15 protein-coding genes and 1 pseudogene are annotated in these 23,317 nt (G+C 73.9%); 4 read left to right on the forward strand and 12 right to left on the reverse strand.

Annotated features, from left to right (window positions below; genetic code table 11):
* The first annotated feature begins 38 nt into the window (after window positions 1–38).
* On the forward strand, window positions 39–3,032 hold the full coding sequence (locus AB6L24_RS08410; protein ID WP_405653798.1) for a bifunctional [glutamine synthetase] adenylyltransferase/[glutamine synthetase]-adenylyl-L-tyrosine phosphorylase: 2,994 nt from the start codon (window positions 39–41) through the stop codon (window positions 3,030–3,032).
* 13 nt (window positions 3,033–3,045) lie between these two features.
* Here AB6L24_RS08410 and AB6L24_RS08415 read toward each other — a convergent pair whose 3' ends face one another.
* The 3 genes from AB6L24_RS08415 to AB6L24_RS08425 form a co-directional block, all read right to left on the reverse strand.
* Window positions 3,046–3,915: a phosphatase PAP2 family protein gene (locus AB6L24_RS08415; protein WP_405653800.1), complete on the reverse strand. Its 870-nt coding sequence runs from the start codon at window positions 3,913–3,915 to the stop codon at window positions 3,046–3,048.
* Window positions 3,916–4,033: 118 nt separating this feature from the next.
* Window positions 4,034–5,080, reverse strand: coding sequence for a LacI family DNA-binding transcriptional regulator (locus AB6L24_RS08420; protein WP_405653803.1), 1,047 nt, complete (start codon window positions 5,078–5,080; stop codon window positions 4,034–4,036).
* Window positions 5,081–5,128: 48 nt separating this feature from the next.
* Complete coding sequence (locus AB6L24_RS08425) at window positions 5,129–6,847, reverse strand: glycoside hydrolase family 13 protein (protein WP_405653805.1); 1,719 nt, start codon at window positions 6,845–6,847, stop codon at window positions 5,129–5,131.
* Between the two features lie 297 nt (window positions 6,848–7,144).
* Between AB6L24_RS08425 and AB6L24_RS08430 the strand changes: the two genes are divergently transcribed.
* Both AB6L24_RS08430 and AB6L24_RS08435 read left to right on the forward strand, forming a co-directional pair.
* Window positions 7,145–8,905, forward strand: a complete 1,761-nt coding sequence (locus AB6L24_RS08430; protein ID WP_405653807.1) for a SpoIIE family protein phosphatase — start codon at window positions 7,145–7,147, stop codon at window positions 8,903–8,905.
* A gap of 106 nt (window positions 8,906–9,011) precedes the next feature.
* On the forward strand, window positions 9,012–9,371 hold the full coding sequence (locus AB6L24_RS08435; RefSeq protein ID WP_405653809.1) for a 5-carboxymethyl-2-hydroxymuconate Delta-isomerase: 360 nt from the start codon (window positions 9,012–9,014) through the stop codon (window positions 9,369–9,371).
* A 37-nt stretch (window positions 9,372–9,408) separates the two neighbouring features.
* On the opposite strand, the gene AB6L24_RS08440 is transcribed toward AB6L24_RS08435, so the two are convergent.
* The 6 genes from AB6L24_RS08440 to AB6L24_RS08465 form a co-directional block, all read right to left on the reverse strand.
* Complete coding sequence (locus AB6L24_RS08440; protein ID WP_405653811.1) at window positions 9,409–10,113, reverse strand: TetR/AcrR family transcriptional regulator; 705 nt, start codon at window positions 10,111–10,113, stop codon at window positions 9,409–9,411.
* A 92-nt stretch (window positions 10,114–10,205) separates the two neighbouring features.
* The gene (locus AB6L24_RS08445; RefSeq protein WP_405653814.1) at window positions 10,206–11,297 is read right to left on the reverse strand and encodes a PDR/VanB family oxidoreductase; all 1,092 of its coding nucleotides are present in this window, start codon (window positions 11,295–11,297) and stop codon (window positions 10,206–10,208) included.
* Window position 11,298: 1 nt separating this feature from the next.
* Window positions 11,299–12,213 (reverse strand): metal-dependent hydrolase, encoded by a 915-nt coding sequence (locus tag AB6L24_RS08450; RefSeq protein WP_405653816.1) that lies wholly within the window; start codon window positions 12,211–12,213, stop codon window positions 11,299–11,301.
* 425 nt (window positions 12,214–12,638) lie between these two features.
* Complete coding sequence (locus AB6L24_RS08455) at window positions 12,639–14,603, reverse strand: hypothetical protein (protein ID WP_405657097.1); 1,965 nt, start codon at window positions 14,601–14,603, stop codon at window positions 12,639–12,641.
* Window positions 14,604–14,672: 69 nt separating this feature from the next.
* A complete protein-coding gene (locus AB6L24_RS08460; RefSeq protein WP_405653818.1) occupies window positions 14,673–15,170 on the reverse strand; it encodes a tetratricopeptide repeat protein in 498 nt (165 codons plus the stop codon).
* A gap of 700 nt (window positions 15,171–15,870) precedes the next feature.
* Window positions 15,871–19,008 carry an alpha-N-acetylglucosaminidase gene (locus AB6L24_RS08465; protein ID WP_405653821.1) on the reverse strand — a complete coding sequence of 1,046 codons (3,138 nt, stop codon included), beginning with the start codon at window positions 19,006–19,008 and terminating at the stop codon, window positions 15,871–15,873.
* A gap of 112 nt (window positions 19,009–19,120) precedes the next feature.
* Here AB6L24_RS08465 and AB6L24_RS08470 point away from each other — a divergent pair.
* Window positions 19,121–19,566: pseudogene (locus tag AB6L24_RS08470) on the forward strand (hypothetical protein); the annotation flags it as partial.
* Window positions 19,567–19,651: 85 nt separating this feature from the next.
* On the opposite strand, the gene AB6L24_RS08475 reads toward AB6L24_RS08470, so the two are convergent.
* The 3 genes from AB6L24_RS08475 to AB6L24_RS08485 form a co-directional block, all read right to left on the reverse strand.
* Window positions 19,652–21,181, reverse strand: coding sequence for a DUF1996 domain-containing protein (locus AB6L24_RS08475; protein WP_405653823.1), 1,530 nt, complete (start codon window positions 21,179–21,181; stop codon window positions 19,652–19,654).
* Window positions 21,182–21,256: 75 nt separating this feature from the next.
* Window positions 21,257–21,907, reverse strand: coding sequence for a response regulator transcription factor (locus AB6L24_RS08480; protein ID WP_030360988.1), 651 nt, complete (start codon window positions 21,905–21,907; stop codon window positions 21,257–21,259).
* Window positions 21,892–23,169: a sensor histidine kinase gene (locus tag AB6L24_RS08485; protein WP_405653825.1), complete on the reverse strand. Its 1,278-nt coding sequence runs from the start codon at window positions 23,167–23,169 to the stop codon at window positions 21,892–21,894. The genes AB6L24_RS08480 and AB6L24_RS08485 overlap by 16 nt, the downstream gene beginning before the upstream one ends.
* Between the last annotated feature and the right edge of the window lie 148 nt (window positions 23,170–23,317).

Raw genomic sequence — 23,317 nt, forward strand, 5'->3', positions numbered from 1 at the left:
GGCTCGTGGCCAGGAACAGGCGAGCGAAGGGCGCGGGGATGACGGTGCCGCAGGGGCGCAGGAGCAGTACGTTCACGCGGCTGCTGCGGTACGGGTTCACCGACCCGTCCGCCGCCGAACGCCTCCTCGCCGCGCCCGAGCTCGACGCCGTCCGCACCGACCCGGTGCTCCTCGACGCCCTCGGCGCCACCGCCGACCCGGACCTGGCGCTGCTCGGCCTGGTCCGGCTCACGGAGGCGCAGCCGGACCACACCGCGCGCCGCGAACTGCTCGACACCCTGATCAGCGCCAAGCCCCTGCGGGACCGCCTGCTCGGCGTCCTGGGCGCCTCCGAGGCCCTGGCCGACCACCTGGCCCGGCACCCCGGGGACTGGCGGGCCCTGGTCACGTACGAGGCCGTCGACCTGCACCCGGGCGTCGCCGAGTTCGAGCGGGGCCTCGCCGAGGCCCACGACCCGGTGTCGCTGCGCGTCGCCTACCGCCGCTGCCTGCTGTCCATCGCCGCCCGCGACGTCTGCGGCACCACCGACGTCTCCCAGGCCGCCGCCGAGCTGGCCGACCTCGCCACGGCCACCCTGCGCGCCGCGCTCGCCATGGCCCGCAGGGCCGCGCCCGCCGACGCCGCCCAGTGCCGCCTCGCGGTGATCGCGATGGGCAAGTGCGGCGGCCACGAGCTGAACTACGTCTCCGACGTCGACGTGATCTTCGTGGGTGAGGCCGTCGACAGTGCCGACGAGGACAAGGCGCTGCGGGCCGCGACCCGCCTCGCCTCGCACCTGATGCGGATCTGCTCCGAGACCACGGTCGAGGGCACCATCTGGCCGGTCGACGCCAATCTGCGCCCCGAGGGCAGGAACGGCCCGCTGGTGCGGACCCTGTCCAGCCACCTCGCGTACTACCAGCGCTGGGCGAAGACCTGGGAGTTCCAGGCGCTGCTCAAGGCGCGGCCCGTCGCCGGTGACGCCGAGCTGGGCGCGGACTACGTGGCCGCCGTCGCACCCCTTGTGTGGCAGGCCGCCGAGCGCGAGAACTTCATCGACGACGTGCAGAAGATGCGCCGCCGCGTCGTCGAGAACATCCCCGCGGGCGAGGTCGACCGCGAGCTGAAGCTCGGCCCCGGCGGTCTGCGCGACGTCGAATTCGCCGTCCAGTTGCTCCAGTTGGTGCACGGCCGCGCCGACGCCTCGCTGCGCAGCGCCACCACGCTCGACGCCCTCGCCGCGCTCGCCGCGGGCGGCTACGTGGGCCGCGTGGACGCCACCCAGCTCGACGACGCCTACCGCTTCCTGCGCTCCCTGGAACACCGCATCCAGCTCTACCGGCTGCGCCGCACCCATCTGCTGCCCGACGACGACGCCGACCTGCGCCGCATCGGCCGCTCCCTGGGCATGCGCACCGAGCCCCTCACCGACCTCGCCCGCGCCTGGAAGCGGCACACCTCCGTGGTCCGCCGCCTGCACGAGAAGCTGTTCTACCGCCCGCTGCTCGACGCCGTCGCCCAGCTCGCCCCCGGCGAGTCCCGGCTCAGCACGGAGGCGGCCAGGGAACGCCTGGTGGCGCTCGGGTACGCCGACCCCGGCGCGGCCCTGCGCCACCTGGAGGCCCTCGCGTCCGGCGTGACCCGCAAGGCCGCCATCCAGCGCACTCTGCTGCCCGTCCTGCTCGGCTGGTTCGCCGACTCCGCCGACCCCGACGCGGGCCTCCTCGGCTTCCGCAAGGTGTCCGACGCCCTCGGCAAGACCCCCTGGTACCTGCGGCTGCTGCGCGACGAGGGCGCCGCCGCGGAGAACCTGGCCCGGGTCCTGTCGGCCGGCCGCTTCGCCCCCGACCTGCTCCTTCGCGCCCCGGAGGCGGTGGCGCTGCTCGGCGACGCCCGCGGCCTGCAGCCCCGCGAACGCGCCCCCCTGGAGCAGGAGGTCCTGGCCGCCGTGGGCCGCGCCGACGGCGGCGAGCAGGCGGTCGCGGCGGCCCGCGGGGTGCGGCGGCGCGAGCTGTTCCGCACCTCGGCCGCCGACCTCATCGCCTCCTACGGCACCGAGGAGAGCCCCGCCGAGGCCGACGTGGGCGCGCTCGTGGACCGCGTCGGCACCGCCGTGTCCGACCTGACGGCCGCCACCATCGCGGGCACGCTGCGCGCGGTGGTCCGCGCGGGCTGGGGCGAGACGCTGCCGACCCGGTTCGCGGTCATCGGCATGGGCCGCTTCGGCGGCCGTGAGCTGAGCTACGGCTCGGACGCGGACGTGCTGTTCGTGCACCAGCCCCGCGAGGGCGTGGACGACCAGGAGGCCGCGAAGGCCGCGAACGCCGTCGTCGCCGAGATGCGGCGGCTGCTGCAGCTGCCGAGCGCCGACCCGCCCCTGGTCATCGACGCGGACCTGCGCCCGGAGGGCAAGTCCGGGCCGCTGGTGCGCACCCTGAAGTCGTACGAGGCGTACTACCGCCGCTGGTCCCTGGTCTGGGAGTCGCAGGCGCTCCTTCGGGCCGACCCGGTCGCGGGCGACGCCGACCTCGGCCGCGCCTTCGTCGACCTCGTGGACCCGCTGCGCTACCCCGCCGAGGGCCTCGGCGAGGACGCGGTCCGCGAGATCCGCCGCCTCAAGGCCCGCATGGAGTCCGAGCGGCTGCCCCGCGGCGCCGACCCCACCCTGCACACCAAGCTCGGCCGCGGCGGCCTCTCCGACGTGGAGTGGACCGTGCAGCTGCTCCAGCTCCAGCACGGCTGGGCCGAGCCGGGCCTGCGCACCACCCGCACCCGCGAGGCCCTGCACGCCGCGTGCGCGGCCGAGCTGATCGCCACGGAGGACGCGGCGATCCTCGACGAGGCCTGGGTGCTCGCCACCCGCGTGCGCAACGCGGTGATGCTGGTCCGGGGCAGGGCGGGCGACACGTTCCCGTCGGACGGCAGGGAGCTCGCCGCCGTCGGGCGGTACCTGGGCTATGACGCGGGTCAGGTCGGCGTGATGCTGGACGACTACCGCAGGATCACCCGGCGGGCACGGGCGGTGATGGAGGAGCGGTTCTACGGGGCGTAGCCGGGGCGTGCGCCTAGCGGGCGTACGCCTTCTTCCGTGGCTGTTGCTCCGGCACCAGCTTCGGCAGGGCGTACGGCAGCTTTCCGTACCAGAGGCGCGCCACCGTGTAGCCGAACGCCAGGCAGATCATGCCGCCGACCGCGTCCAGCCAGAAGTGGTTGGCGGTGGCGACGATCACGACCAGGGTGAGCGTCGGGTAGAGCAGGCCGAGGACCTTCACCCAGGGCACCGACGCCAACGCGAAGATCGTCAGGCCGCACCACAGGGACCAGCCGATGTGCATCGACGGCATGGCCGCGTACTGGTTCGACATGTTCTTCAGGTCGCCCGAGGCCATCGAGCCCCAGGTGTTGTGGACGACGACCGTGTCGATGAAGTCGCCGCCGGGCACGAGACGGGGCGGCGCGAGCGGATACAGGTAGTAACCGAGGAGGGCGACGGCGGTCGTCGCGAAGAGCACCAGACGCGTGGCCGCGTACCGGCCGGGATGGCAGCGGTAGAGCCACACCAGGACGCCGAGCGTCACGATGAAGTGCAGCGTCGCGTAGTAGTAGTTCATGCCGACGATGAGCCATGTCACCGAGTCGACCGCGTGGTTGACCGAGCGCTCGAAGGCGAGGCCGAGGCTCTGCTCGACGTCCCAGATCCAGTCGGCGTTGCGCAGCGCGGCGGACTTCTGCTCCGGCACGGCGTTGCGGATCAGTGAGTACGTCCAGTAACTCACCGCGATCAACAGGATCTCGAACCACAGCTTCGGACGCCGGGGCGTGCGCAGCCGACGCAGGAGATTCCGCCCATTGCGGTCATCTGCCTCGCCCGCGATGGGTGATGAGGTGGTGGGCCCCTGTTGGCCTTCCAGTGTCGTCACAGTCATCTCACCCATAGGCACAGAGTCTGCCAGATAGCCACCACTGCTCAGATCATCCCCCGGTCGGGTTCCGGCCGCATTCCCTACGCCCCAAGTACGAGGGGATCCCCGCCACCGCGAGGACGACCGGTCCCTACGCCCCGGGGGCCGTGCGCGCGGCCGTCGAGCCCCTGACCACCAGCTCCGGCATGAACACGAATTCGCTGTGGGGGGCGGGGGTACCCCCGATCTCCTCCAGGAGCGTGCGCACCGCGGCCTGGCCCATCGCGGGCACCGGCTTGCGGACCGTCGTCAGCGGTGGATCGGTGAAGGCGACGAGCACCGAGTCGTCGAAGCCGACCACGGAGACGTCGTCCGGCACCTCCAGGCCCCGCTCCCGCGCGGCCCGGATCGCGCCGAGCGCCATCATGTCGCTGGCGCACACCACGGCCGTGCAGCCCCGGTCCAGGAGCGCGGCCGCCGCTGCCTGTCCGCCTTCGAGCGTGTACAGGGAGTGCTGGACCAGCTCCGTCTCGATGTCCTTGAGGGCCTCGGCGTCCTCGGGACCCAGCCGGAACGTCTCCCGCATCGACCGCGTGAACCCCTCGATCTTCCGCTGTACGGGGACGAAGCGCCGCGGCCCGAGGGCGAGCCCGATCCGGGTGTGCCCGAGCGAGGCCAGGTGGGTGACGGCCAGGCGCATCGCCGCGCGGTCGTCGGGCGAGATGAAGGGCGCCCGCACCTTCGGCGAGAAGCCGTCCACGAGGACGAACGGCACCCCCTGCGCGCGCAACTGCTCATAGCGCTCGGTGTCCGCGGTGGTGTCCGCGTGCAGGCCCGAGACGAAGATGATGCCCGCGACCCCGCGGTCCACCAGCATCTCGGTCAGCTCGTCCTCGGTGGAGCCGCCCGGGGTCTGGGTGGCGAGCACCGGGGTGTAGCCCTGCCGGGTCAGGGCCTGGCCGATGACCTGGGCGAGGGCGGGGAATATCGGGTTCTCCAGCTCCGGCGTGATCAGGCCGACCAGGCCCGCGCTCCGCTGCCGCAGCCGCACGGGCCGTTCGTAGCCGAGGACGTCGAGGGCGGCGAGCACGGACTGGCGGGTGGCCGCAGCGACGCCCGGCTTGCCGTTCAGGACCCGGCTCACGGTCGCCTCGCTGACCCCCGCCTGTGCTGCGATGTCGGCCAGTCGCGCGGTCACAGGATTGGACTGTACCGGTCGTGCCTCACGCTGCCCACAAGGCGGGCCTCACCGCTCCCACCAGACCGTCGCGTCCGGCGGGAGCACGGCGTTGGCGCCGGGCCCGCCCAAGTCGGCTCCCGGGGCGCGCGAGTTGAGGCTGCACAGCAGCGGGGTGCCGGGGGCGGGCAGGGTGACGGGGCGGCCGGTGAGGTTCGTGGTCACGACGAGGGTGCGGCCCGCGGCGGTCCTGCGGAACGCGAGCACGCCCGCGGGCGCCTCCTCCCACACCACGTCCCGGCCCGCGCCGAGCGCCGGGTGCGCGCGGCGCAGCGCGAGCGCCGCCCGGTACAGCTCCAGGGTCGACGCCGGGTCGCCCTGCTGCGCCGCGACCGTGAGGTCCGCCCACCCCGCGGGCTGCGGCAGCCAGCTCGGCCCGCCCGCGACCGGCCCGAACCCGAACGGCGGCCGCGCCCCTGACCACGGCAGCGGCACCCGGCACCCGTCCCGCGTGCCTTCCTGTCCTGAACGCTGCCCCGAACCCTGCCCGGCGCCGCGGAAGAACGCCGGGTCCTGGCGCACCTCGTCGGGCAGGTCCGTCACCTCGGGCAGGCCCAGCTCCTCGCCCTGGTAGAGGTACGCGGAGCCGGGCAGCGCCAGCATCAACAGGGTGGCGGCGCGCGCCCGGCGCAGGCCCCTTGCCGGGTCGCCGTCGGCGAAGCGCGTGGTGTGCCGCACCACGTCGTGGTTGGAGAGCACCCACGTCGCGGGCGCGGCCACGGAGTTCATCGCGGCCAGGGAGCGGTCGATGACGGCGCGCAGCGCGGCCGCGTCCCAGCCCGTCGTGAGATACGTGAAGTTGAAGGCCTGGTGCAGCTCGTCGGGGCGCAGATACAGCGCGCTGCGCTCCACCGTCGGCGTCCACGCCTCGGCGACGGCGATGCGCTCCCCGTCGTAGCCGTCGAGCAGCGCCCGCCAGTCCCGGTAGATCTCGTGCACGCCGTCCTGGTCGAAGTACGGCACGGGCGCGGCGCCCAGGAGCTTGACCTGCTCGCCGTGGCCGACGTCCGGCAGGCCCGGGGCCTTGATCAGGCCGTGGGCGACGTCCACGCGGAAGCCGTCGACGCCGAGGTCGAGCCAGAAGCGCAGGACGGAGCGGAACTCGTCGCGTACGGCGGGGTGTTCCCAGTCGAAGTCGGGCTGCTCGGGTGCGAACAGGTGGAGGTACCAGTCGCCGGGGGTGCCGTCGGGGTCGGTGGTGCGGGTCCAGGCGGGGCCGCCGAAGACGGACTCCCAGTCGTTGGGCGGCAGTTCGCCGCCCGGGCCGCGGCCGGGGCGGAAGTGGAAGCGCTCCCGCAGCGGTGACGCCGGGCCGTCCGCCAGGGCCGCGCGGAACCACTCGTGCTGGTCCGAGCAGTGGTTGGGCACGATGTCGACGATCACCCGCAGGCCGAGGTCGTGGGCCCGGCGCACCAGGGCGTCGGCGTCGGCGAGGGTGCCGAAGACGGGGTCGACCACGCGGTAGTCGGCGACGTCGTAGCCCGCGTCGGCCTGCGGCGAGGCGTAGAACGGGGAGAGCCAGACCGCGTCCACGCCGAGGTCGCTGAGGTGCGGCAGGCGGGCCGTCACGCCCGGCAGGTCGCCCATGCCGTCGCCGTCGGCGTCGGCGAAGCTGCGCGGATAGACCTGGTAGATGACGGCGTCGTGCCACCAGCCGCGGCCCGCGTCGCGGGCCGCGGCGCGGTCGGTGGTGGCATCGGTGGTGGCGTCGGTGATGTGCTGGGTCATGAAGTCCCTTGCCGGTACGGGGATTCCCTGCCGTTCCCCTCAGTGTCGCCCCGACGGATCCGGGCACTGGGATGAACGTGCCGCGCGAGGCGAAGGTCACGAACGCCGGGCGGACCTCGCCCGGGAGAGGGCGGATCCTAGCGTCAAGCCAGGGGCGGCCGCGGCAGGTCGGGTGATCTCCACCGTTCCAGGTCGGACCGCGGCCACGTACTCCCCGGTGGTGTGTTAGGGCGCTAGCGTGGACGGGCGAGCCCCACAAGGGCCCGTTACCGTCCGCCGCTCCTGGGGGATGTCCACGTGGGCGTAAGGGACAAAGCAGTCAAGGGTGACAAAGGGGAGACCGGGCCGGGGGTCACCACGGTCCTGGTCGTCGACGACGTGGCCGCGAGCCGGTACGCGCTGGGCGCGGTGCTGCGCCGCGCCGGCCACCGGGTCGTCCTGGCCGCGAGCGCCGGGGAGGCCCTGACCGAACTCGACGCGCGGCTGCGCGCGGGCGAGCTGCCCGACGTCGCCCTCGTCGACGTGGGCCTGCCCGACATGAGCGGCTACGACCTGTGCCGCCGCCTGAAGGCGTCCCCGACGACCGCGTCCCTGCCCGTCGTGCACTTCTCCGCCGCCGCGCACGGCTCCGCGGACCGCTGCCGCGGCCTCGACGCGGGCGGCGAGGCCTATCTGACCGTGCCCGCCGAGCCGGAGGAGATCGCCGCCGTCGTCCGCGCCGCCGCCCGCGGCGCCCGCCACCGCAGCGCCGCCCAGACCCGGGCGGGCCGCCTCAGCCGCCTCGCCGAGGCCGTCCTCGACGTGCAGTCCGCGAGCTCGGTGCGCGAACTGGTGGACGCCGCGGCGGCCGGCGCGGCGGGCCTCGCCGACGCCCCCGCCGCGGCCTTCGTCCTCGGTGAGGAGGGCGAGATCCACTGCGGCCGCTCCCCGCGCCGCGTCGCGGAGCCGCCCGGTGCCGACGCGCACGAGAGCGCCGCCCACCTGATGTGGCGCCTGATGTCCGGCAGGAACGGCGTCCACACCACGACCGTGCCCGGGCCGATGTGGCCCGCCGGATTCGTCGGGGCCTCGCGAGGGCCGTCGCCGCTCACGTCGAGCCGCGGCGAGGGGACGTCGGACCGGGCGGGCAAGGGCTACCCGGCGCACTGGCGGGACGGCGCCGCGGCGGACGCGGCCGGGCTCTCCGCGCCGGGGGAGGGGGCGCTGCTCGCCCTCGCCCGCACCCGCGAGGACCGCGCGCCGGTGTGCCTGGCCACCGCCGCGTACGCCCAGGACTCCGCCCCCGACCTCGGCCGCCTGGCCCACGCCACGGCCCGCGTCGCGGAACGGCTCCTGATGTACGAGAAGGAACGCCACATCGCCCTCACACTCCAGCACAGCTTCCTGCCGAGCGCGCTGCCCGACCTGCCCGGCGCCGAGGTCGTCGTCCGCTACGAACCCGCCTCCCGGCAGGCGGAGATCGGCGGCGACTTCTACGCCGCGCTGCCCACGCCCGCCGGGGTGCTCACCGGCATCGGCGACGTCGTCGGCCACTCCCTCGACGCGGCCACGGTGATGGTGGAACTGCGCCACGCCCTGCGCGCGTACTGCGTCGAGGACCCCGACCCCGGCCGCCTCACCGCCCGCCTCGACCGGATGCTCCAGCGCTACCACCCCGACGTCACCGCCACCATGTGCCTGACCCTCGTCGACCCGCCCACGGGCCGCATCCGCGTCGCGAACGCGGGCCACATCCCGCCGCTCGTCGTCAGCGACACCGGCCCCGCCGCGTACATCAAGGTGAACGGCCCGCTGCTGGGCCTCGGCCTCGACCGGCCGCCGCCCGTGGAGACCCGGCTGGCCCCCGGCGACCGCATGCTGATGGTCACCGACGGGCTCATCGAGACCCGCGGCACGGACCTCGCCGTGTCCATGGAGCACCTGCGCCTCGCGGCCGCCGCCGCCCCGCCCGGCGTGACCGCCCTGTGCGACACGCTCCTGGCGAGCTTCGGCCGCGAACGGGACGACGACATCGCGCTGTTGGCGCTGCGCCTGACCGCCCCGGCCGTCGGCGCCTAGGGGACGGCCGCACGTGGACGGCCCGGTCGGCCTTGCGCGCGGAGCCCGTACGGAGACAAGGTGATCACTCAGATCCGTATCCGTACGCACGCCGGAGAGAACACCCATGCCGCAGATCACCGTCGACTACTCCGAGCCGCTCGCGGACTCCTTCGACCGGCGGGGCCTCGCGCTCGCGCTGCACCCGGTGCTCGTCGAGGAGGCGGCCGCCACCCTGGAGGCCTGCAAGACCCGCTTCGTGCGCACAGAGGCGACCGTGGTGGGCGGCGACGAGGACGGGCACGCGGTGGTGCACGTGCTGATCGGACTGCTTCCCGGCCGCACGGCCGAGGTCAAGGCGCGGGTGACGGAGGAAGCGGTCGCGCTCGTACGCCGCCATCTCGAGCCGGTGGCGGGGTGCGTGGTGCACGTGTCGGCGGAGGTGCGCGACCTCGACGCGTCCTACCGCAAGGCGACGGACGGCTGAGACGCCGGCCGCTTCGGGGGCGTGACCGGCGCCCGCCCTACGGGAGCACGGCGCGCGGCGCCAGCGCGGCGAGCCGTCCGAGCAGGTCGGCGAACGGCCCGTCGGCGGGCTCGTCCGCGAGGATGCCGCCGAGCAGCAGCGCCATCTCGTCGTCGTAGGCGGCGCTCACCGCCGCCAACGCCGCGAAGTCGTGGACCAGTTGGAGCTCCAGCTCGGCGCGCGGGATGCGGCGGCCGTCCAGCCAGATCAGCGCCGTCGACTCGGCGAGCGAGATCCAGGAGCGCACCACGAGTTCGAGCCGGGCGGGCGGCGCCGTGACGCCGAGGTGCGCGAGGATCTGGTCGTACGCGGCCTGCCGCACCGAGTCGATGAGCGCGTTCGTCGTCGACGAGCCCACCGCGGGACCGCCGCGCATCAGCGCGGAGAAACCGGGACCGTGCTCGTCGACGAAGCCGAGGAAACGTCCCGTCACGCGCAGCAGGCGCGCCCCGAGCGGCCCCTCGTGCGGCTCGACGAACCGCTCGGCCAGCTCGTCGGCGGCCCGCTTGAGCGCCGCCTCGTACAGGCTGAGCTTGCCGGGGAAGTAGTGGTAGACGAGCGGGCGCGAGATGCCCGCCGCCGACGCTATCTCGTCGATGGAGACGTCGTCGGGCGAGCGGTGGCTGAACAGCTCGAGCGCGACCCCGATCAGTTGCTGCCGCCGCTCCTCGACACCCATCCTGCGGCGCATCCCGGTAGTCATGCGAACACTCTACCGATGCGATCCGGCCGTGAACGGACGCCCCCGCTCCGCCTGTTCGCCCGCGCCACGTCCCACCCGCGCCCGCCGCGCCGCTACGCGTCGAGCACGAGCCGCGTGCCGCGCGCCCGTGACACACAGATCAGCATCGAGTCCCCGCGCTCGCCGTCGGTGAGCAGCTCGTCGCGATGGTCGATCTCGCCCTCCAGGACCCGGTGTTGGCAGGTCCCGCAGAACCCCTGCTCGCAGGAGTACGGGGTGTCGGGCAGCTCGGCGCGGACGGCCGCGAGCACCGTGGTGTCCGCGCCCACGGTCACCGTGCGGCCGCTGCGCCGCAGTTCGACCTCGAAGGCGCTCTCGCCGCCCGCGGCCGTGGCGGGCGCGAACCGCTCCAGGTGCAGGGCGCACCCCTCGGGCAGCGCCCCGGCGACGGCGTCCATGAGCCCCTCGGGCCCGCACACGTACACGGCACCCGCCGCGCCCGCCCCGAGGAAGCCCCCCACATCGGGCCGCCCGGCCTCGTCCTCGGCGACGACGGTCACCCGCCCGCCGGGCCCGCCCAGCTTCTCCAACTCCTCCAGGAAGGGCATCGAGGCCCGGCTCCGCCCGCAGTACAGCAGCCGCCAGTCGGCGCCCGCCGCGTCCACGGCCCGCACCATGGCGAGGACCGGCGTGATCCCGATGCCGCCCGCGACGAAGACGTACGCCCCGGCGTCGTCGACCAGCGGGAACCGGTTGCGCGGCCCGCGCACCTCCACCTCCACGCCCTCGCGCAGCGCCTCGTGCACCTCGCGGGACCCGCCGCGGCCGCCCTCGTCCGCCCCGATGAGCCGGGTGGCGACGGTGTACGAGGACGAGTCCTCGGGATCCCCGCACAGCGAGTACTGCCGTACGAGCCCCGAAGGCAGCACGAGATCCAGATGCGCGCCGGGCTCCCAGGCGGGCAGCCCGTCCAGATGCCCGCCCTCCAGGCGCAGTTGTGCGACGCCGTCGGCGACCCGCTCGTGCCGGGCGACGCGCAGCCGCAGCGCCCGTGAGCGCGGCTGCCCGGAGACGGGTTCCTCCAGGGCGGGCAGCGGCCACAGCGGGGAGGCGTCGATGCGGCGGCGCAGGGCGCGGCGGGCGAGGAGGGCGGCGCCGGTCGCGAGGATCACGGCGCGGGCGGTGCGGGTCAGGGGAAGGGGCATGTCAGGCGGCCCCGTTCGCGCGGGCCTCGGCGGCGGTGGCCGCGGGGGACGAGGCGAGGTAGGCGACGGCCTGCTCGGTGCTGCCCTCCTGGGAGGGGTGGTAGGCGTGGCTCAGATAGCGCGGGATGGAGCGGATCATGTCGCCCGTGGTGGGCAGGGTGCCGGCGCGGCCGCTGCGGTGGAAGTCCCGGAAGGAGGCCTTGCCGTCGACGAGCGTCGGGTCGTTCTCCATGAAGAACCGGGCGCCGCGCTGCCACAGGAACACCAGCGCGGTGAAGGCCGTGGCCCAGGTGCGGGCGCGGCGGCGGTAGCTCCCGTCGACGTGCATGAACAGGTCGAAGGCGACCGCCCGGTGCTCGACCTCCTCCGCGCCGTGCCAGCGCAGCAGGTCCAGCATCGTCGGATCGGCCCCGCGCCGGTCCAACTCCTCGGCGTTCAGGACCCAGTCGCCGAGGAACGCGGTGTAGTGCTCGATCGCCGAGATCATCGCGACGCGCTCCATCAGCCACCACTGCCGGGCTCTGCCCGGCGGCAGCGTGCGGTCGCCGAGCAGCTTCTCGAAGAGCCAGTCGACCTGGGCGGTGTACGGGGTGGGGTCGAGGCCCTGCTCCCGCAGGTGCGGCAGGACCTCGTCGTGCGCCTGCGAGTGCATGGCCTCCTGGCCGATGAACCCGATGACGTCCTCGCGCAGCCGCTCGTCCCTGATGAGGGGCAGCACCTGCTTGTACACGTGCACGAACCAGCGCTCGCCCGCCGGGAGCAGGAGGTGCAGCACGTTGATCGTGTGCGTCGTGAAGGGGTCCCCCGGGAGCCAGTGGAGCGGGGTGCTGTCCCAGGAGAAGGAGACGTTGCGTGCCTTGAGCGCTATGTGCTCGGAGGCTACGGGCTGCGGGAGCCGGGCCTTCGTATTAGACATGGCGTCAATGTACTGGTGGGTAGCTGGGGTGGTACAGGTGTGTGCGGCGACTTTTCCCCAACCCCGCCCCTTCACCGATCCCGGGGCTTCGCCCCTGGACCCCGGGGGTGGGTGTCCCGTTGCCGTGGGACGGGCGCGCCCCCGAATCGGCGCTCCGCGCCTCGTCCTCAATCGCCGGACGGGCTGAGAACCACTGCCCCGAGGCGGGCCTGACGGTGCCGACTGCCTGGTCGAACGCATGGTGGGGGCGGGTGGGTGGGAGAGAGCCTGTCCGGCGTTTGAGGACGAGCGCGCAGCGCGATCGGGGGTGACCCGTTCGGGGCTGAAGGTGCCGGGCCGTTGGCCAGGCCGGTGCGAGTTCGGGCGGGTGGGTGGGAGAGAGCCTGTCCGGCGATTGAGGACGAGGCGCGGAGCGGCGATCGGGGTCAGCGCAGGGTGGGGAGTTTCGTGCCGTCGGGCAGAGTGCCCGTCACCGTGGGGCGAGTGCCCTGACGGGTGGGTGCGGCGAGGACATTGCCGGAGACGCGCTCACCGCCGGACACGGCCACGGAGGACACGTCCTTGCTGCCCGCGGCGAGCAGATACCAGCCCCCCGCAGGGGACTTCCACAGCACCCCGGCAAGGACACGCGGCTCCCGCACCCCACAGGCAGGCCCCCCTTCGGCCTTGGCGGCGACGGCCCCCGCCGCGGCCCCGGGCGCGAGGAACTGGGCGAGCACCCGCCCGCCCCCACCACGCCACGTCTCGGCCCGGGTGCACACCCACGCCGCACCTCCGCTCCCGTCGGGCATCGCCTGCCGGGCGTACTGCCAGGAGTTCACGGCCCGCACCCCGTGCGACCGGGCCGCGGCGAGGGAGCAGGCGGTCTTCGCCCAGTCCTGGGGCGCGGCCTCGCGGGGCGCGTCGGGCCGCCCCGCGGTGAGGCGCGCGGGCGTCAGCTCGCCGAGGTCGGTGGCGAGCCGCGAGGCCCCGGTGTGGTCGCGGAGCTGGAGGGCGTTCCAGGACCGGCACTCACGGGCGAGGGCGGGGCTGCCGAAGGGGTCGGTGACCCCGTCGGCGGAGCGCCGCAGCGAGGTGGTGGCGGCATCGGGCTTGAGGAGGTCGCGTACGACGGCGGTACGCACCCAGGGCGCCGTCAGATAGCGGACGTTGCCGTCGGCGCGCCCCACGACGACGGCCCCGGAGTCACCGGCCTCGGCTCCGTCCACGCGGGCGAAGTCGAGCGCGGCGCCGCCGGTCCCGTCCTGCGGCTCCGCGTACCGCACGACGCGCAGCCCGTCGTAGAGGAGCACCACGCGGGCCCCGTCGACGGGCCCCGCGAACAGCAGTTGCGGGGGCCCGGGCGGCGCCCCCGACGCGGTGCCCGGCGTCGCCGACACCTGCACGGTCTCGCCGGGCCGCGCCCACACGGCGAGAGCGCGGCGCAACAGCGCCTTGTCGTCGGTGAGTTCGCCGCGCGCGGGCCACACGGAGAAGTCGGTGCGCGCGGACTGCTTCCAGGCGGCGGGCGCGGCCCGGGTGAGCCGCCCGGGGTCGAGGGCGGCCTCGGCGGCGGGGTTCTTCGCGTACGGGGGCGCGGCGGCGCCGTCCGGGCCCCAGCCGTCGCCGGGCATGCCGAGCAGCGCCCCGCAGACGAGGGCGGCGACGGCCGCGACGGCGGCGGCCTTCAGGTGCTGGCGGCGGCGCATCAGGTCGGTGGGCCGGGCCTGCAGGGAGCACGGGTCGAACTCGGGGGACTCCAGGAGCGCGGCCGGGCCCCGGCCGCCGGGCGGTCCTTCGGCGCCGACCTCGGCGAGCGCGGCGGCGATGCCGTCGGCCTCCTCGGATTCCGGGTCGGTGTCGACGCCGACGGCGTCGAGGATCCGCCGGGTCTCGTCGTCCGTGAGCCGTTCGAGCCCGCGCAGGACGTACGCGGCGCGGGCGGCCCCGGACAGGGCGGCGAGCCGCTGGTCCAGGGCGAGTTCGTCGGCGCCGCCGGAGCGCGGGAACAGCCTGAGGCCCCACACCTGTGGCAGGAGCGGCGGCAGTTGGGCGCGCTTGGGCCAGGCCCGCCGCTTCAACGGGAGCCCGGCGTCCAGTGCGGCGCGCAGGACCTGGCAGCGGACGTAGGCGTAGCCGGGGTCGGTGCCGCGGCCCGCCTGCCTGCGCTGGTCGGGGACCGCGGGGGCGCTGGCGCGGCCGCGGGGCAGTGCCCGCTGGACCAGGGCGTGCGCGGTCAGGACGCGGCGGTTGCGGCCCAGGGCCGGGGGCAGCACCAGGTAGGCGAGGCGGACCAGGCGCGGGTAGTGCTCGACGAGGGCGGCCTCGGCCTGCTCCACGTCGACGACGGGTGATGCGGGGCCGCTCGGGGAGGCGGCTTTCGTGGACTGCGATGACGACACGTTCAGCAGAACGAGCGAATCGTCCGGCGGTCACTTCACGCTGGTGGGCGCGGGGGCCTTCGGCGGGGGTGCGCGGGGTTACTCGGGCTCGACCAGGAGGCGCGCGTAGTTCGCCATCGAACGCTGGTAGCGCGGGAGATGGGGGGCGAGGGCGCCCACCGCGAGGGAGACGGCCTCGCGGCCGCGGTCCGCGTCGATCAGGCACAGCGCCAGGGTGGCGCGGACGGCGTCGTCCAACTCGTCGTGTTCCGCGTCCAGTTCCGGGGTGAGCAGGGTGATGGCCTCCTGGAGGCGGCCGGTGTTCCGCAGGGAGCTGGCGAGTTGGATCACTGTGCGGCGTCTGTTGTAGCCGTCGATGCCGTGGGTCAAGGCCTCTTGGTACAGGGGGACGGCCTGGTCCGAGTGGCCGGTCGAGTCGAACGCGCAGGCGCGTTCGAAGGGGGCCCGGGCGTCGGCCTCCGGCAGTTCCCCGACCAGTGCGTCGATGCGTGCCCTGAACTCCTCGGCGCGCTCCTCCCCGTACGTGTCGAGGTCGTCCCACGCTGCGGCTATGCGCTTCTCCCAGTCTGCGTCCATGGTCACACCCTGCCACGGCGGCCTCCCCGGGTGCCCTTGAATTTCCCCTGCCCGGCACCGGGGTCACCCCCGAATCGGCGCTCCGCGCCTCGTCCTCAATCGCCGGACGGGCTCTCTCCCACCCACCCGCCCAACCTCGGCCCAGCCGAGCAACAGCCCGGCACCCTCAGCCCCGCCGGGGTCACCCCCGCATCGGCGCTCCGCGCCTCCTCCTCAAGCGCCGGACGGGCTCTCTCCCACCCGCCCGCCCAACCTCGGCTCAGCCGAGCAACAGCCCGGCACCCTCAGCCCTGCCGGGGTCGCCCCCGTATCGGCGCTTCGCGCCTTGTCCTCAAGTGCCGGACGGGCTTTCTCCCGCCCGCCCGCCCGACCTCGGCTCAGCCGAGCAACAGCCCGGCACCCTCAGCTCCGCCGGGGTCACCCCCGTATCGGCGCTCCGCGCCTCCTCCTCAAGCGCCGGACCGGCTTTCTCCCGCCCGCCCGCCCCCACCATGCGTGCGACCCGGCAGTCGGCACCATCAGGCCCGCCCCGCACCCTTCAGACTGCCCCGGCTGAATCTCAGCCCGTCCGGCGATTGAGGACGAGGCGCGGAGCGCCGATCGGGGGCGCGCCGTCTCACGGCAAGGGGACACCCACCCCCGGGGTCCAGGGGCGGAGCCCCGGGATCGGAGAAGGGGCGGGACTGGGGGCCCCGCAGGGTCAGGTCAGCTGCCAGGCGCTGAATTCCACCGTCCCCCGACCCCCCGCACCCCCATGCGTGGCCGTCATGAACAACCCCACGTCCTGGGTGGCGGCGGCCCCGGTGACGGGGACGGAGGCGACGGTGCGCCAGGTGGCGCCGGCGTCGGTGGAGAGGGCGCCGGTGAAGGTGGCCCCGGCGCGGGAGAGGCGGAGGAGGACGGGGGCGCGGACGCCGGTGACGCGCTGGTAGGTGTCGAGGGTGCCGTCGCCGGTGGTGTCGTAGGAGAGGACGACGCCGTTGGCGGGGGTGACGGCGAGGTTGAGGAAGCCGGGTGAGCCGGGGGTGGCGAGCGAGTTGCGGGCGATGATGCCGGCGCGGGCCCAGGGCCCGGTGGCGGCCTGGGAGTCGACGCGCAGGGTGACGGTCACGCCGTCGCGCAGGGCCCCGGCCCGGTAGAGGGTGCCGAACTCGGTGGTGCCCCGCCACAGATCGGCGCCGCTCCCGTCGATGGCGTACCGCCCGTCGAACTCCCCGAAGACGGCCCCGTTGTTGGTGTAGGTCTTCCAGCCGGGCCCGAGGGGCCCGGCGACGAAGAGGGTCCCGGTGTGGACGGCGGGCACCCGCTTCTCGCCCCGTGGCCCGTACCGGGCGGTGAGGGTGTAGGGGAGGGGTCGCAGCGGCCGGTCGAGGGGGGTGTCGGGGGCGTCGGCGCGCCAGGCGACGGAGCCGCTGCCCCCGGCGGGCACCCGGGGCAGCGACGTCGGCCCGTCGGGCTCGGCGTCGAGGCCGGTGAGGGCGAAGTCGACGCGGCCGGTGGCGCGCAGCCCGTTGACGTTGCGGAAGAGGGCGGAGACGCGGGCGTGCCCGCCGGGCGGGAAGGACGGCGGCTCCGCGGTGACGTCGAGGGTGCCCTGGTAGGGGGCGCGGGCGAGGACGTCGTGGACGCGGGCGGCGGTGCGGTGGGCGTCGCCGACGGGCCGCAGGGAGAAGTCCTTGCGCTCCCGCGTCCACGGCTCCTCCACGGCCCCGTACCAGTCGACGGGCGTGGGCGCCCGCCCGGCGGCGAGCGCGTCGGCGAGCTCGTCGAGCCACTTCTGCCAGCGCGGCAGATAGAAGTCGCCGGTCAGGCCGTGCCACTCGCGGTTGCCGTAGTCGTGGAGGTTGCCGGGGTCGGAGGTGGGCCGGTCGCCCCAGACGGTGAGGAGGACCTTCGCGGTGCGCTCGAACTCGGCGCGCTCGGTGTCGTCGGTTGCCAGGCGCCGGGCGTCCTCGATCCAGGGGCCGAGCAGGAACGCCGGATGCGTCCCCGTGACGTCGTCGGAGAGCCGCATGAGGCGCAGCCACAGGTTCGCGAGGGCCCGGAAGGTGTCCTGGTCCTTGCGTGCGTACGCGGCCCTGAGCTGGGGCAGGAGCTGGCGGCTGCGGTGGGCGAGGGCCTGGCGTGCGACATCGACGAGGTCGTGCCGGTAGGCGGCGCTGCGCCGCAGTCCGGGCGCGACGCCGAGCAGTCCGGCGAGGGCGGCGTCGAAGCGCCCGGGGTCGTAGGTGAGGGCGCGCGGCGCGTACTCGGCGGCGCGGTTCGCGGCCAGGTCGGGGCGGGCGGCGAAGAGCGAGTCGTGCGGGTCGCTGCGCTCGACGGCCCTGTGCTGGTACGCGGTGTCGTGCAGGGCACGCCAGGCGGCGCGGGCGCGGCTGTCGCGGCCGCCGTAGCGGAAGTCGGCGTACGCGGAGAACCAGTCGGCGCGGTCCACCTCGTCGTCCGTCCAGGCCAGTTCGGAGAACAGCTCGAAGGCGGCGGGGTCGCGGTCGGTGGCCTCCGGCATGTACGCGGTGCCCACGAGCGCGCTGTCCGGCTTGTCGCGCCAGGCGAAGAACCGCTCCTGCCACAGGTGCGTACGGGCGCCGATGGTGGAGCGGCCGCCGAAGTTCGGGATCGTGCCGAAGGCGTAGGGCGTGCCGCCCCAGTCCCGCTCGCGGTCGCTGACCTTCTCGTAGCGGTCGGAGACGCCGTCGACGATGAGCATCTTCTGACGGTCGACGGCGTCGAGGAGCGCGGGCAGCGGGTTCTCCTGCCAGCCGAGGATCACCCAGGTCGCGCCGGGGTGCGCGGTCCTGAGGGCTTTCTCCACGCCCTGCGCGGCGGCGGGCACGGGTACGTCGCCCGCGGTGCCGCCCTCGTGCAGCAGGTCCATCTTGAAGTGGTCGGCGGCGCCGAAGAGTTCGCGCTGGTGGCGGTAGAACGACGCGGCGACCCGCGCGAAGGCGTCGGTGCGCGGGTCGAGCCAGTCGGGCCGCTTGAAGCCGTGCCAGGTGCCCTGCGGCACGACGCGCGCGTCCCCGCCGTTGCGGGCCACGAAGCCGTCCGGGACGTGCCCGTAGTAGCCGGGGAGCACCGGCGCCATGCCCAGCTCGCGCAGCCGGTCGACGATTCTCCGGCCCAGGTCGACGCGCCGCTCGATGATCGCGGGGGAGAGGGGGCCGCCGTACCCGGACAGGTTCTGCAGCAGCCACCACGGCTGGTGCGAGGGCGCGGGCAGCCAGGCGCGGGACTCGGCGTCGGTGTACTGGAAGTCCTTGAGGACGCGGTGGTAGACGGCCTCGGTGCCCGCGATGGTGAGCACCTCGTTGCAGCCGTGCAGCGCGAGGACGTCGATCATGCGCTCCCAGTACGGCCAGTCGGCGTACGGGGCGGTGTAGCCGTCGTTGGTGTCGTTCAGGGCGAAGCGGTGGCGCAGTCCGGTGGCGCGGGTCAGCGGGCGGGCCGGTGCGGGCAGGCGGCGCGGCAGGTCGAGCTGGGAGCCGTTCCAGGCGATGTGCGCGCCGCACACGTACTTCAGGTACCAGTGGACGCCGGTGAGCAGCACGGCGGGCGTGGTGCCCGACACCTCGATGCGGCCCGTGGCGCCGGTCACGCGGAAGTGGTCCCGGCCTTCCCGGGCCGGGACGAGTCTCAGTCCGAACTGGTCCGCGTGGTGCGGGAGATGCCGATTGAGCACGGAGCGCGCGGAATCCGTATCGAGGGCGGGGCCCGAGGCGGGCTCCTCGGCCGCGTGGGCCGGAGCCGGGGTGCCGACGGTGGTGCCGAGGGCGCCGAGCCCCGTCAGGCCGATGGCGCCGGCGGTGCCGAGCATGGTGCGTCGCGACGGTCCGTACATGTGTACCCCCTGCGTCGATGACTGCGGCGCACGGTATCCGGGCGGCCTTCAGCGCTCAACGGTGCGTACGGAGAAGGCGAGTTCGCATCGCCGGACGGGACAGGAGGAAGCGATGAGGAAGATGGTGTGGGCCGCGGGGGCGCTTTCGGCCACGACGCTCGGCCTGGTGATCGCGGCGGGGCTCGCCGCGGGCTCCGGCGACGGCTCCGGTGGCGGGGGCGCGGCGGACGCGACGCCGAGGACGGCCACCGGAACCCTGGAGCAGCTGGCGGCGAGGGCCGAGTGCGCGCCCGACATCCAGACGAACGCCGACGAGCTGCGCCAGGCCAAGTGCCAGAACGAGGACGGCCGTTTCGTCCTCGCGACCTTCGCCACCGACCGCGGCGAGCGCGACTGGCTGAACGCGGCCAAGGACTACGGCGGTACGTACCTCGTCGGCAGGAAGTGGGTCGCCGTCGGGAACCCGGCCGTGGTCGGCAAGCTGCGCGGCCGGCTCGGCGGGACGGTGGAACGGGCCTCGCACCACTCGCCGTGAGGGAGGGTGGTGGGGGGAGCGAGGCCTCCGGGAAGTCGCCCTGGGCACGTAGGGCGCTTTCCGCCGTCACCGCGCGGAGCCGACCGCGCAGCAGTTCATGGGGTGGGGCTAGGCACAGCGGCGGTTGCCGTTGATGCACTTGGCGACGCGCTGCATCAGCCGTTCGTCGAACACGTTGATGAAGTCACCGTGGTCGGTGATGGGCTTGTGGAGCTGTTCGGGGAAGGAGTCGACGGCGAAGCCGGGGCCCGGCGGCACGTCGTACACGACGCGCTGCACCAGCTGCGGGATGGCGCGGAAGCCCTGCGGGCAGCGGCCGCTGCGCTGGTCGGCGAAGGCGACGTGGGTGCGGTGGTTGGCGCTGTCGGTGTTCTGGCCGTCCCAGCAGCTCTGGAAGTTGAAGGTCCGCACGACCTTGCTGCCCCGGGGGCAGATCGGGTACTTGTCCTTCAGCTGCCGGTTCTCGAATCCGGTGCAGCTCCAGGACGCGTTGGCATTGGCGTCACCGTTGGTGAACGCTTTGGCGTCACCGGTGATGATGCGCAGGAAACGCGGCATCGCGGTCACCTTGCCGACCGGACTTCCGACGAATTTCAGCGTGACCTGGTCCGGCGTCTGGATCTCGCCGACGTTCTTGTCCCGGCCGCCGCCGTCCGCGTCGGCGTCGTTCTCGTCGTTTCCGTTCTGCAGCCGAAGGACCGGCCAGTAATACGTGGACTTGTCGCCCCGATTGCGGCAACTGGTGTCACCGTTCGCGAGGTCGTCGTCCCCGGAGAAGGCGTCCGTCTCCTGATTTCCGACGTAATCGTGCATATGGTGGGCGCCATTGCTCACACCGGGCGCGACGATGACATTGTCCGGATTGAACTTTCCGTTCTTGTTCGTTCCGCAATTCGTGGTGAAGGTGCCGCGTGACGCGCCGCGTTGTGTGCGCGGCTTCTGGACGTTGGGGCGGACCGACTTGATGTCGACGAAGTCACCGGCCTCGGGGCCGTTGCCGGCCTGGCCCTGACCCTGCCCCTGGTCCCCGCCCTGCCCGTCGCCCTGCCCGTCTCCCTGACCCTGGTCCTGGCCGCCGTCCTGCCCCTGCTCGCCGTTGCCGCCGCCCTGGTCCTGACCGCCCTGGCCCTGGTCACCGCCCTGTTGGCCGCCCTGCTGGCCGCGGCCGTCGTCGTCGGCGCGCAGGGTGCACGGCGCCATGCCGCCGAGGTTCTCGGGCGCCTGGCCGCCCCGGTCGATCGCGGACCGGATGTTCTCGATGGTCGGGCGCCGCTGCTCCTCCAGCGGGCCGAGTACGGAATTCTTGTCCTCGGCCTCGGCGAACCGCGCGTAGGCGTCGGTGATCTGGCTGTCGAGCGTGGCGAGTTCGCGGTCGACCTCGGCGCGCGCGCCCTCGGGAACCTCCGGGAGCTGATTGCCGACATCGGGGCAGCTGATGGTGGTCGCCTGCTGATCCCCGCCCTGGGCCTGGTTCTGTACCTGGCTCTCGGGCGGCGGACCCCCGCCGTCCTCGGCGTTCGCGTAGACATTCACCGCGACAAGTCCGCCGCCGCCCAGGATGAGCGCCGCCGACGCGGCGATCGCCCGCCCGGCCAGTTTTGATCGTTTTCGTGACGTGCGTCGTGAGGTGCGTCCCATGGGGCTACGTACGCATCAGCGGTCCGCCGTGTTCAAAGCCCGCCGGGAAATTCTCGGCGCGAACTCCCGTACGTATCAACGCCCTTGATCGAGATAGGCGAGAACCGCGAGGACACGGCGGTTGTCGTCGTCCGACACCGGCAGATCGAGCTTCGCGAAAATATTTGAGGTGTGTTTGGCGATGGCCCGCTCCGTCACCACGAGCTGCCCCGCGATCGCCGCGTTGGACCGGCCCTGCGCCATCAGTTCGAGCACCTCGCGCTCGCGCGGGGTGAGCGCCCCGAGCGGCTGGTCGGTGGCGCGCCGCGAGAGGAGCTGCTGGATGACCGTCGGGTCCATCGCGGTGCCGCCCGCCGCGACCCGGCGCACCGCGTCCACGAACTGCTCCGCGTCGAAGACCCGGTCCTTGAGGAGATAGCCGACCCCGCCGTTGCCGTCGGCGAGGAGCTCGCGCGCGTACAACTGCTCCACGTGCTGCGACAGGACGAGCACCGGCAGACCCGGCCGGGCCCGGCGGGCCGCGAGTGCGCACTGCAGGCCCTCGTCCGTGTGCGAAGGCGGCAGCCGGACGTCGACCACGGCGACGTCCGGCTGTAGTTCCGCGAGGGCCTTCGTCAGCTCCGGCCCGGTCTCGACGGCCGCCGCGATCTCGAAGTCGAATGCCTCCAGCATCCGCACGAGACCGTCGCGCAGCAGGAAGAGATCTTCGGCTAGGACAACTCGCAAGGGATCTCCATGGTCACCATGGTCGGACCGCCAACGGGGCTGCTGACGGCCAGTACGCCGTCGAATGTACCGAGTCGCCGTTCGATCCCGCTCAGCCCCGACCCGGCGCCGATCCGCGCCCCGCCCTTGCCGTTGTCGGTGACCGCGATCCGCAGCGTGCCTGCGGCGTGGTGCACGTCCACCCAGACGCGCTCCGCCTGCGCGTACTTCACCGCGTTCGTCAGGGTCTCGCTCACCGCGAAGTACGCCGCCGCCTCCACCGGCTCGTCCAGGCGGCCCGGCAGCTCCACGTCGACCTCCGTGTCCAGCGGCAGCCGCAGCGCGAGCGCCTTCACCGCGTCGCCGAGGCCGCGCTCGGCGAGCACCGGCGGGTGGATGCCGCGGACCAGGTCGCGCAGCTCGGTCAGCGCCTCGCCGGAGTTCTGCCGGGCCTTGGCCAGCATCTCCTTGGCCTTCGCCGGGTCCTTCTCCACCAGCGCCTCGATGGTGCCGAGGTCCATGCCCATGGCGACCAGGCGGGCCTGCGCGCCGTCGTGCAGATCGCGCTCGATGCGGCGCAGCTCGGCGGCGGAGGTGTCCACCGCGTCGTGCCGGGTCTCCTCCAGGCGGTCCACGCGCAGCGCCAGCTCGCGCTCGCGCATCGAGGTGGTGGGCGCGAGCAGGGTGCGGGCGAGCAGGAAGTGGCCGCGCACGATGGCCGGGTTGACGAAGAGGGCGAGCGCGCCGAGGGCCGTGCCGAGGACAGCGGCGCCGTTCGCCGTCATCTGCGAGGTGACGTGGATGAAGCCGTACCACTCGCCGCCGCCCGCCTCGTGGATCGGCCGCCAGACGCCGAGGGCGAGCACCCAGCCGTACACCGGGTAGAGCAGCAGGGCCGGTGCGAAGATCACGACGGTGAAGCCCGCCGTCATGTCGACCAGGAGCCACTGCAGGTCACGCCAGGTCGCCGGGTCCTTCAGCATCCGCAGGCAGCGCGCGACCTGGCCGACGGTGCCGGGCGGCTCGTTCGCGGGCGGCTGCCGGTAGGGGACCGGGATGCGCACGCCCGCCCACTCGGCGGCGTGCACCCGGCGCAGATTGGCGAACCTGGCCACGGCCGCGAGCACCACGGGGGTCGTGAAGAGGCCGATCCCGACCACGATCAACGCGATCGACACGACCGCGAGGACGAAGAGCGTGATCGAACCGGCCAGCGCGCTGATCGCCAGATACAGGCCGCGCGCCCCCGACACCAGTGCCTCACGCACCCTCGACGTCTTCATGATGTCCCTCTCCTCAAACGGCCCGTCCGCGGTCGCTGCGTCCGGCACGCGAACAGTCTCCCTGGTCACGGCCGTCCCGGTCATGGGTCCGGGCACCCGACTTGGGGTGGTGCCAGCACCACCCCCGCGCCGGGGCCTGTGCTTCACC

Source organism: Streptomyces sp. RK9 (assembly GCF_045070545.1).
Taxonomy (GTDB): Bacteria; Actinomycetota; Actinomycetes; order Streptomycetales; family Streptomycetaceae; genus Streptomyces; species Streptomyces alboflavus.

What these genes read in the sequence shown, in the direction of transcription:
- AB6L24_RS08475 (WP_405653823.1), bottom strand. Translation starts at nt 21,181, where the DNA reads ATGGGACGCACCTCACGACGCACGTCACGAAAACGATCAAAACTGGCC.
- AB6L24_RS08425 (WP_405653805.1), bottom strand. Translation starts at nt 6,847, where the DNA reads ATGACCCAGCACATCACCGACGCCACCACCGATGCCACCACCGACCGC.
- AB6L24_RS08460 (WP_405653818.1), bottom strand. Translation starts at nt 15,170, where the DNA reads ATGGACGCAGACTGGGAGAAGCGCATAGCCGCAGCGTGGGACGACCTC.
- AB6L24_RS08410 (WP_405653798.1), top strand. Translation starts at nt 39, where the DNA reads ATGACGGTGCCGCAGGGGCGCAGGAGCAGTACGTTCACGCGGCTGCTG.
- AB6L24_RS08415 (WP_405653800.1), bottom strand. Translation starts at nt 3,915, where the DNA reads ATGGGTGAGATGACTGTGACGACACTGGAAGGCCAACAGGGGCCCACC.
- AB6L24_RS08465 (WP_405653821.1), bottom strand. Translation starts at nt 19,008, where the DNA reads ATGTACGGACCGTCGCGACGCACCATGCTCGGCACCGCCGGCGCCATC.
- AB6L24_RS08435 (WP_405653809.1), top strand. Translation starts at nt 9,012, where the DNA reads ATGCCGCAGATCACCGTCGACTACTCCGAGCCGCTCGCGGACTCCTTC.
- AB6L24_RS08440 (WP_405653811.1), bottom strand. Translation starts at nt 10,113, where the DNA reads ATGACTACCGGGATGCGCCGCAGGATGGGTGTCGAGGAGCGGCGGCAG.
- AB6L24_RS08450 (WP_405653816.1), bottom strand. Translation starts at nt 12,213, where the DNA reads ATGTCTAATACGAAGGCCCGGCTCCCGCAGCCCGTAGCCTCCGAGCAC.
- AB6L24_RS08445 (WP_405653814.1), bottom strand. Translation starts at nt 11,297, where the DNA reads ATGCCCCTTCCCCTGACCCGCACCGCCCGCGCCGTGATCCTCGCGACC.
- AB6L24_RS08485 (WP_405653825.1), bottom strand. Translation starts at nt 23,169, where the DNA reads ATGAAGACGTCGAGGGTGCGTGAGGCACTGGTGTCGGGGGCGCGCGGC.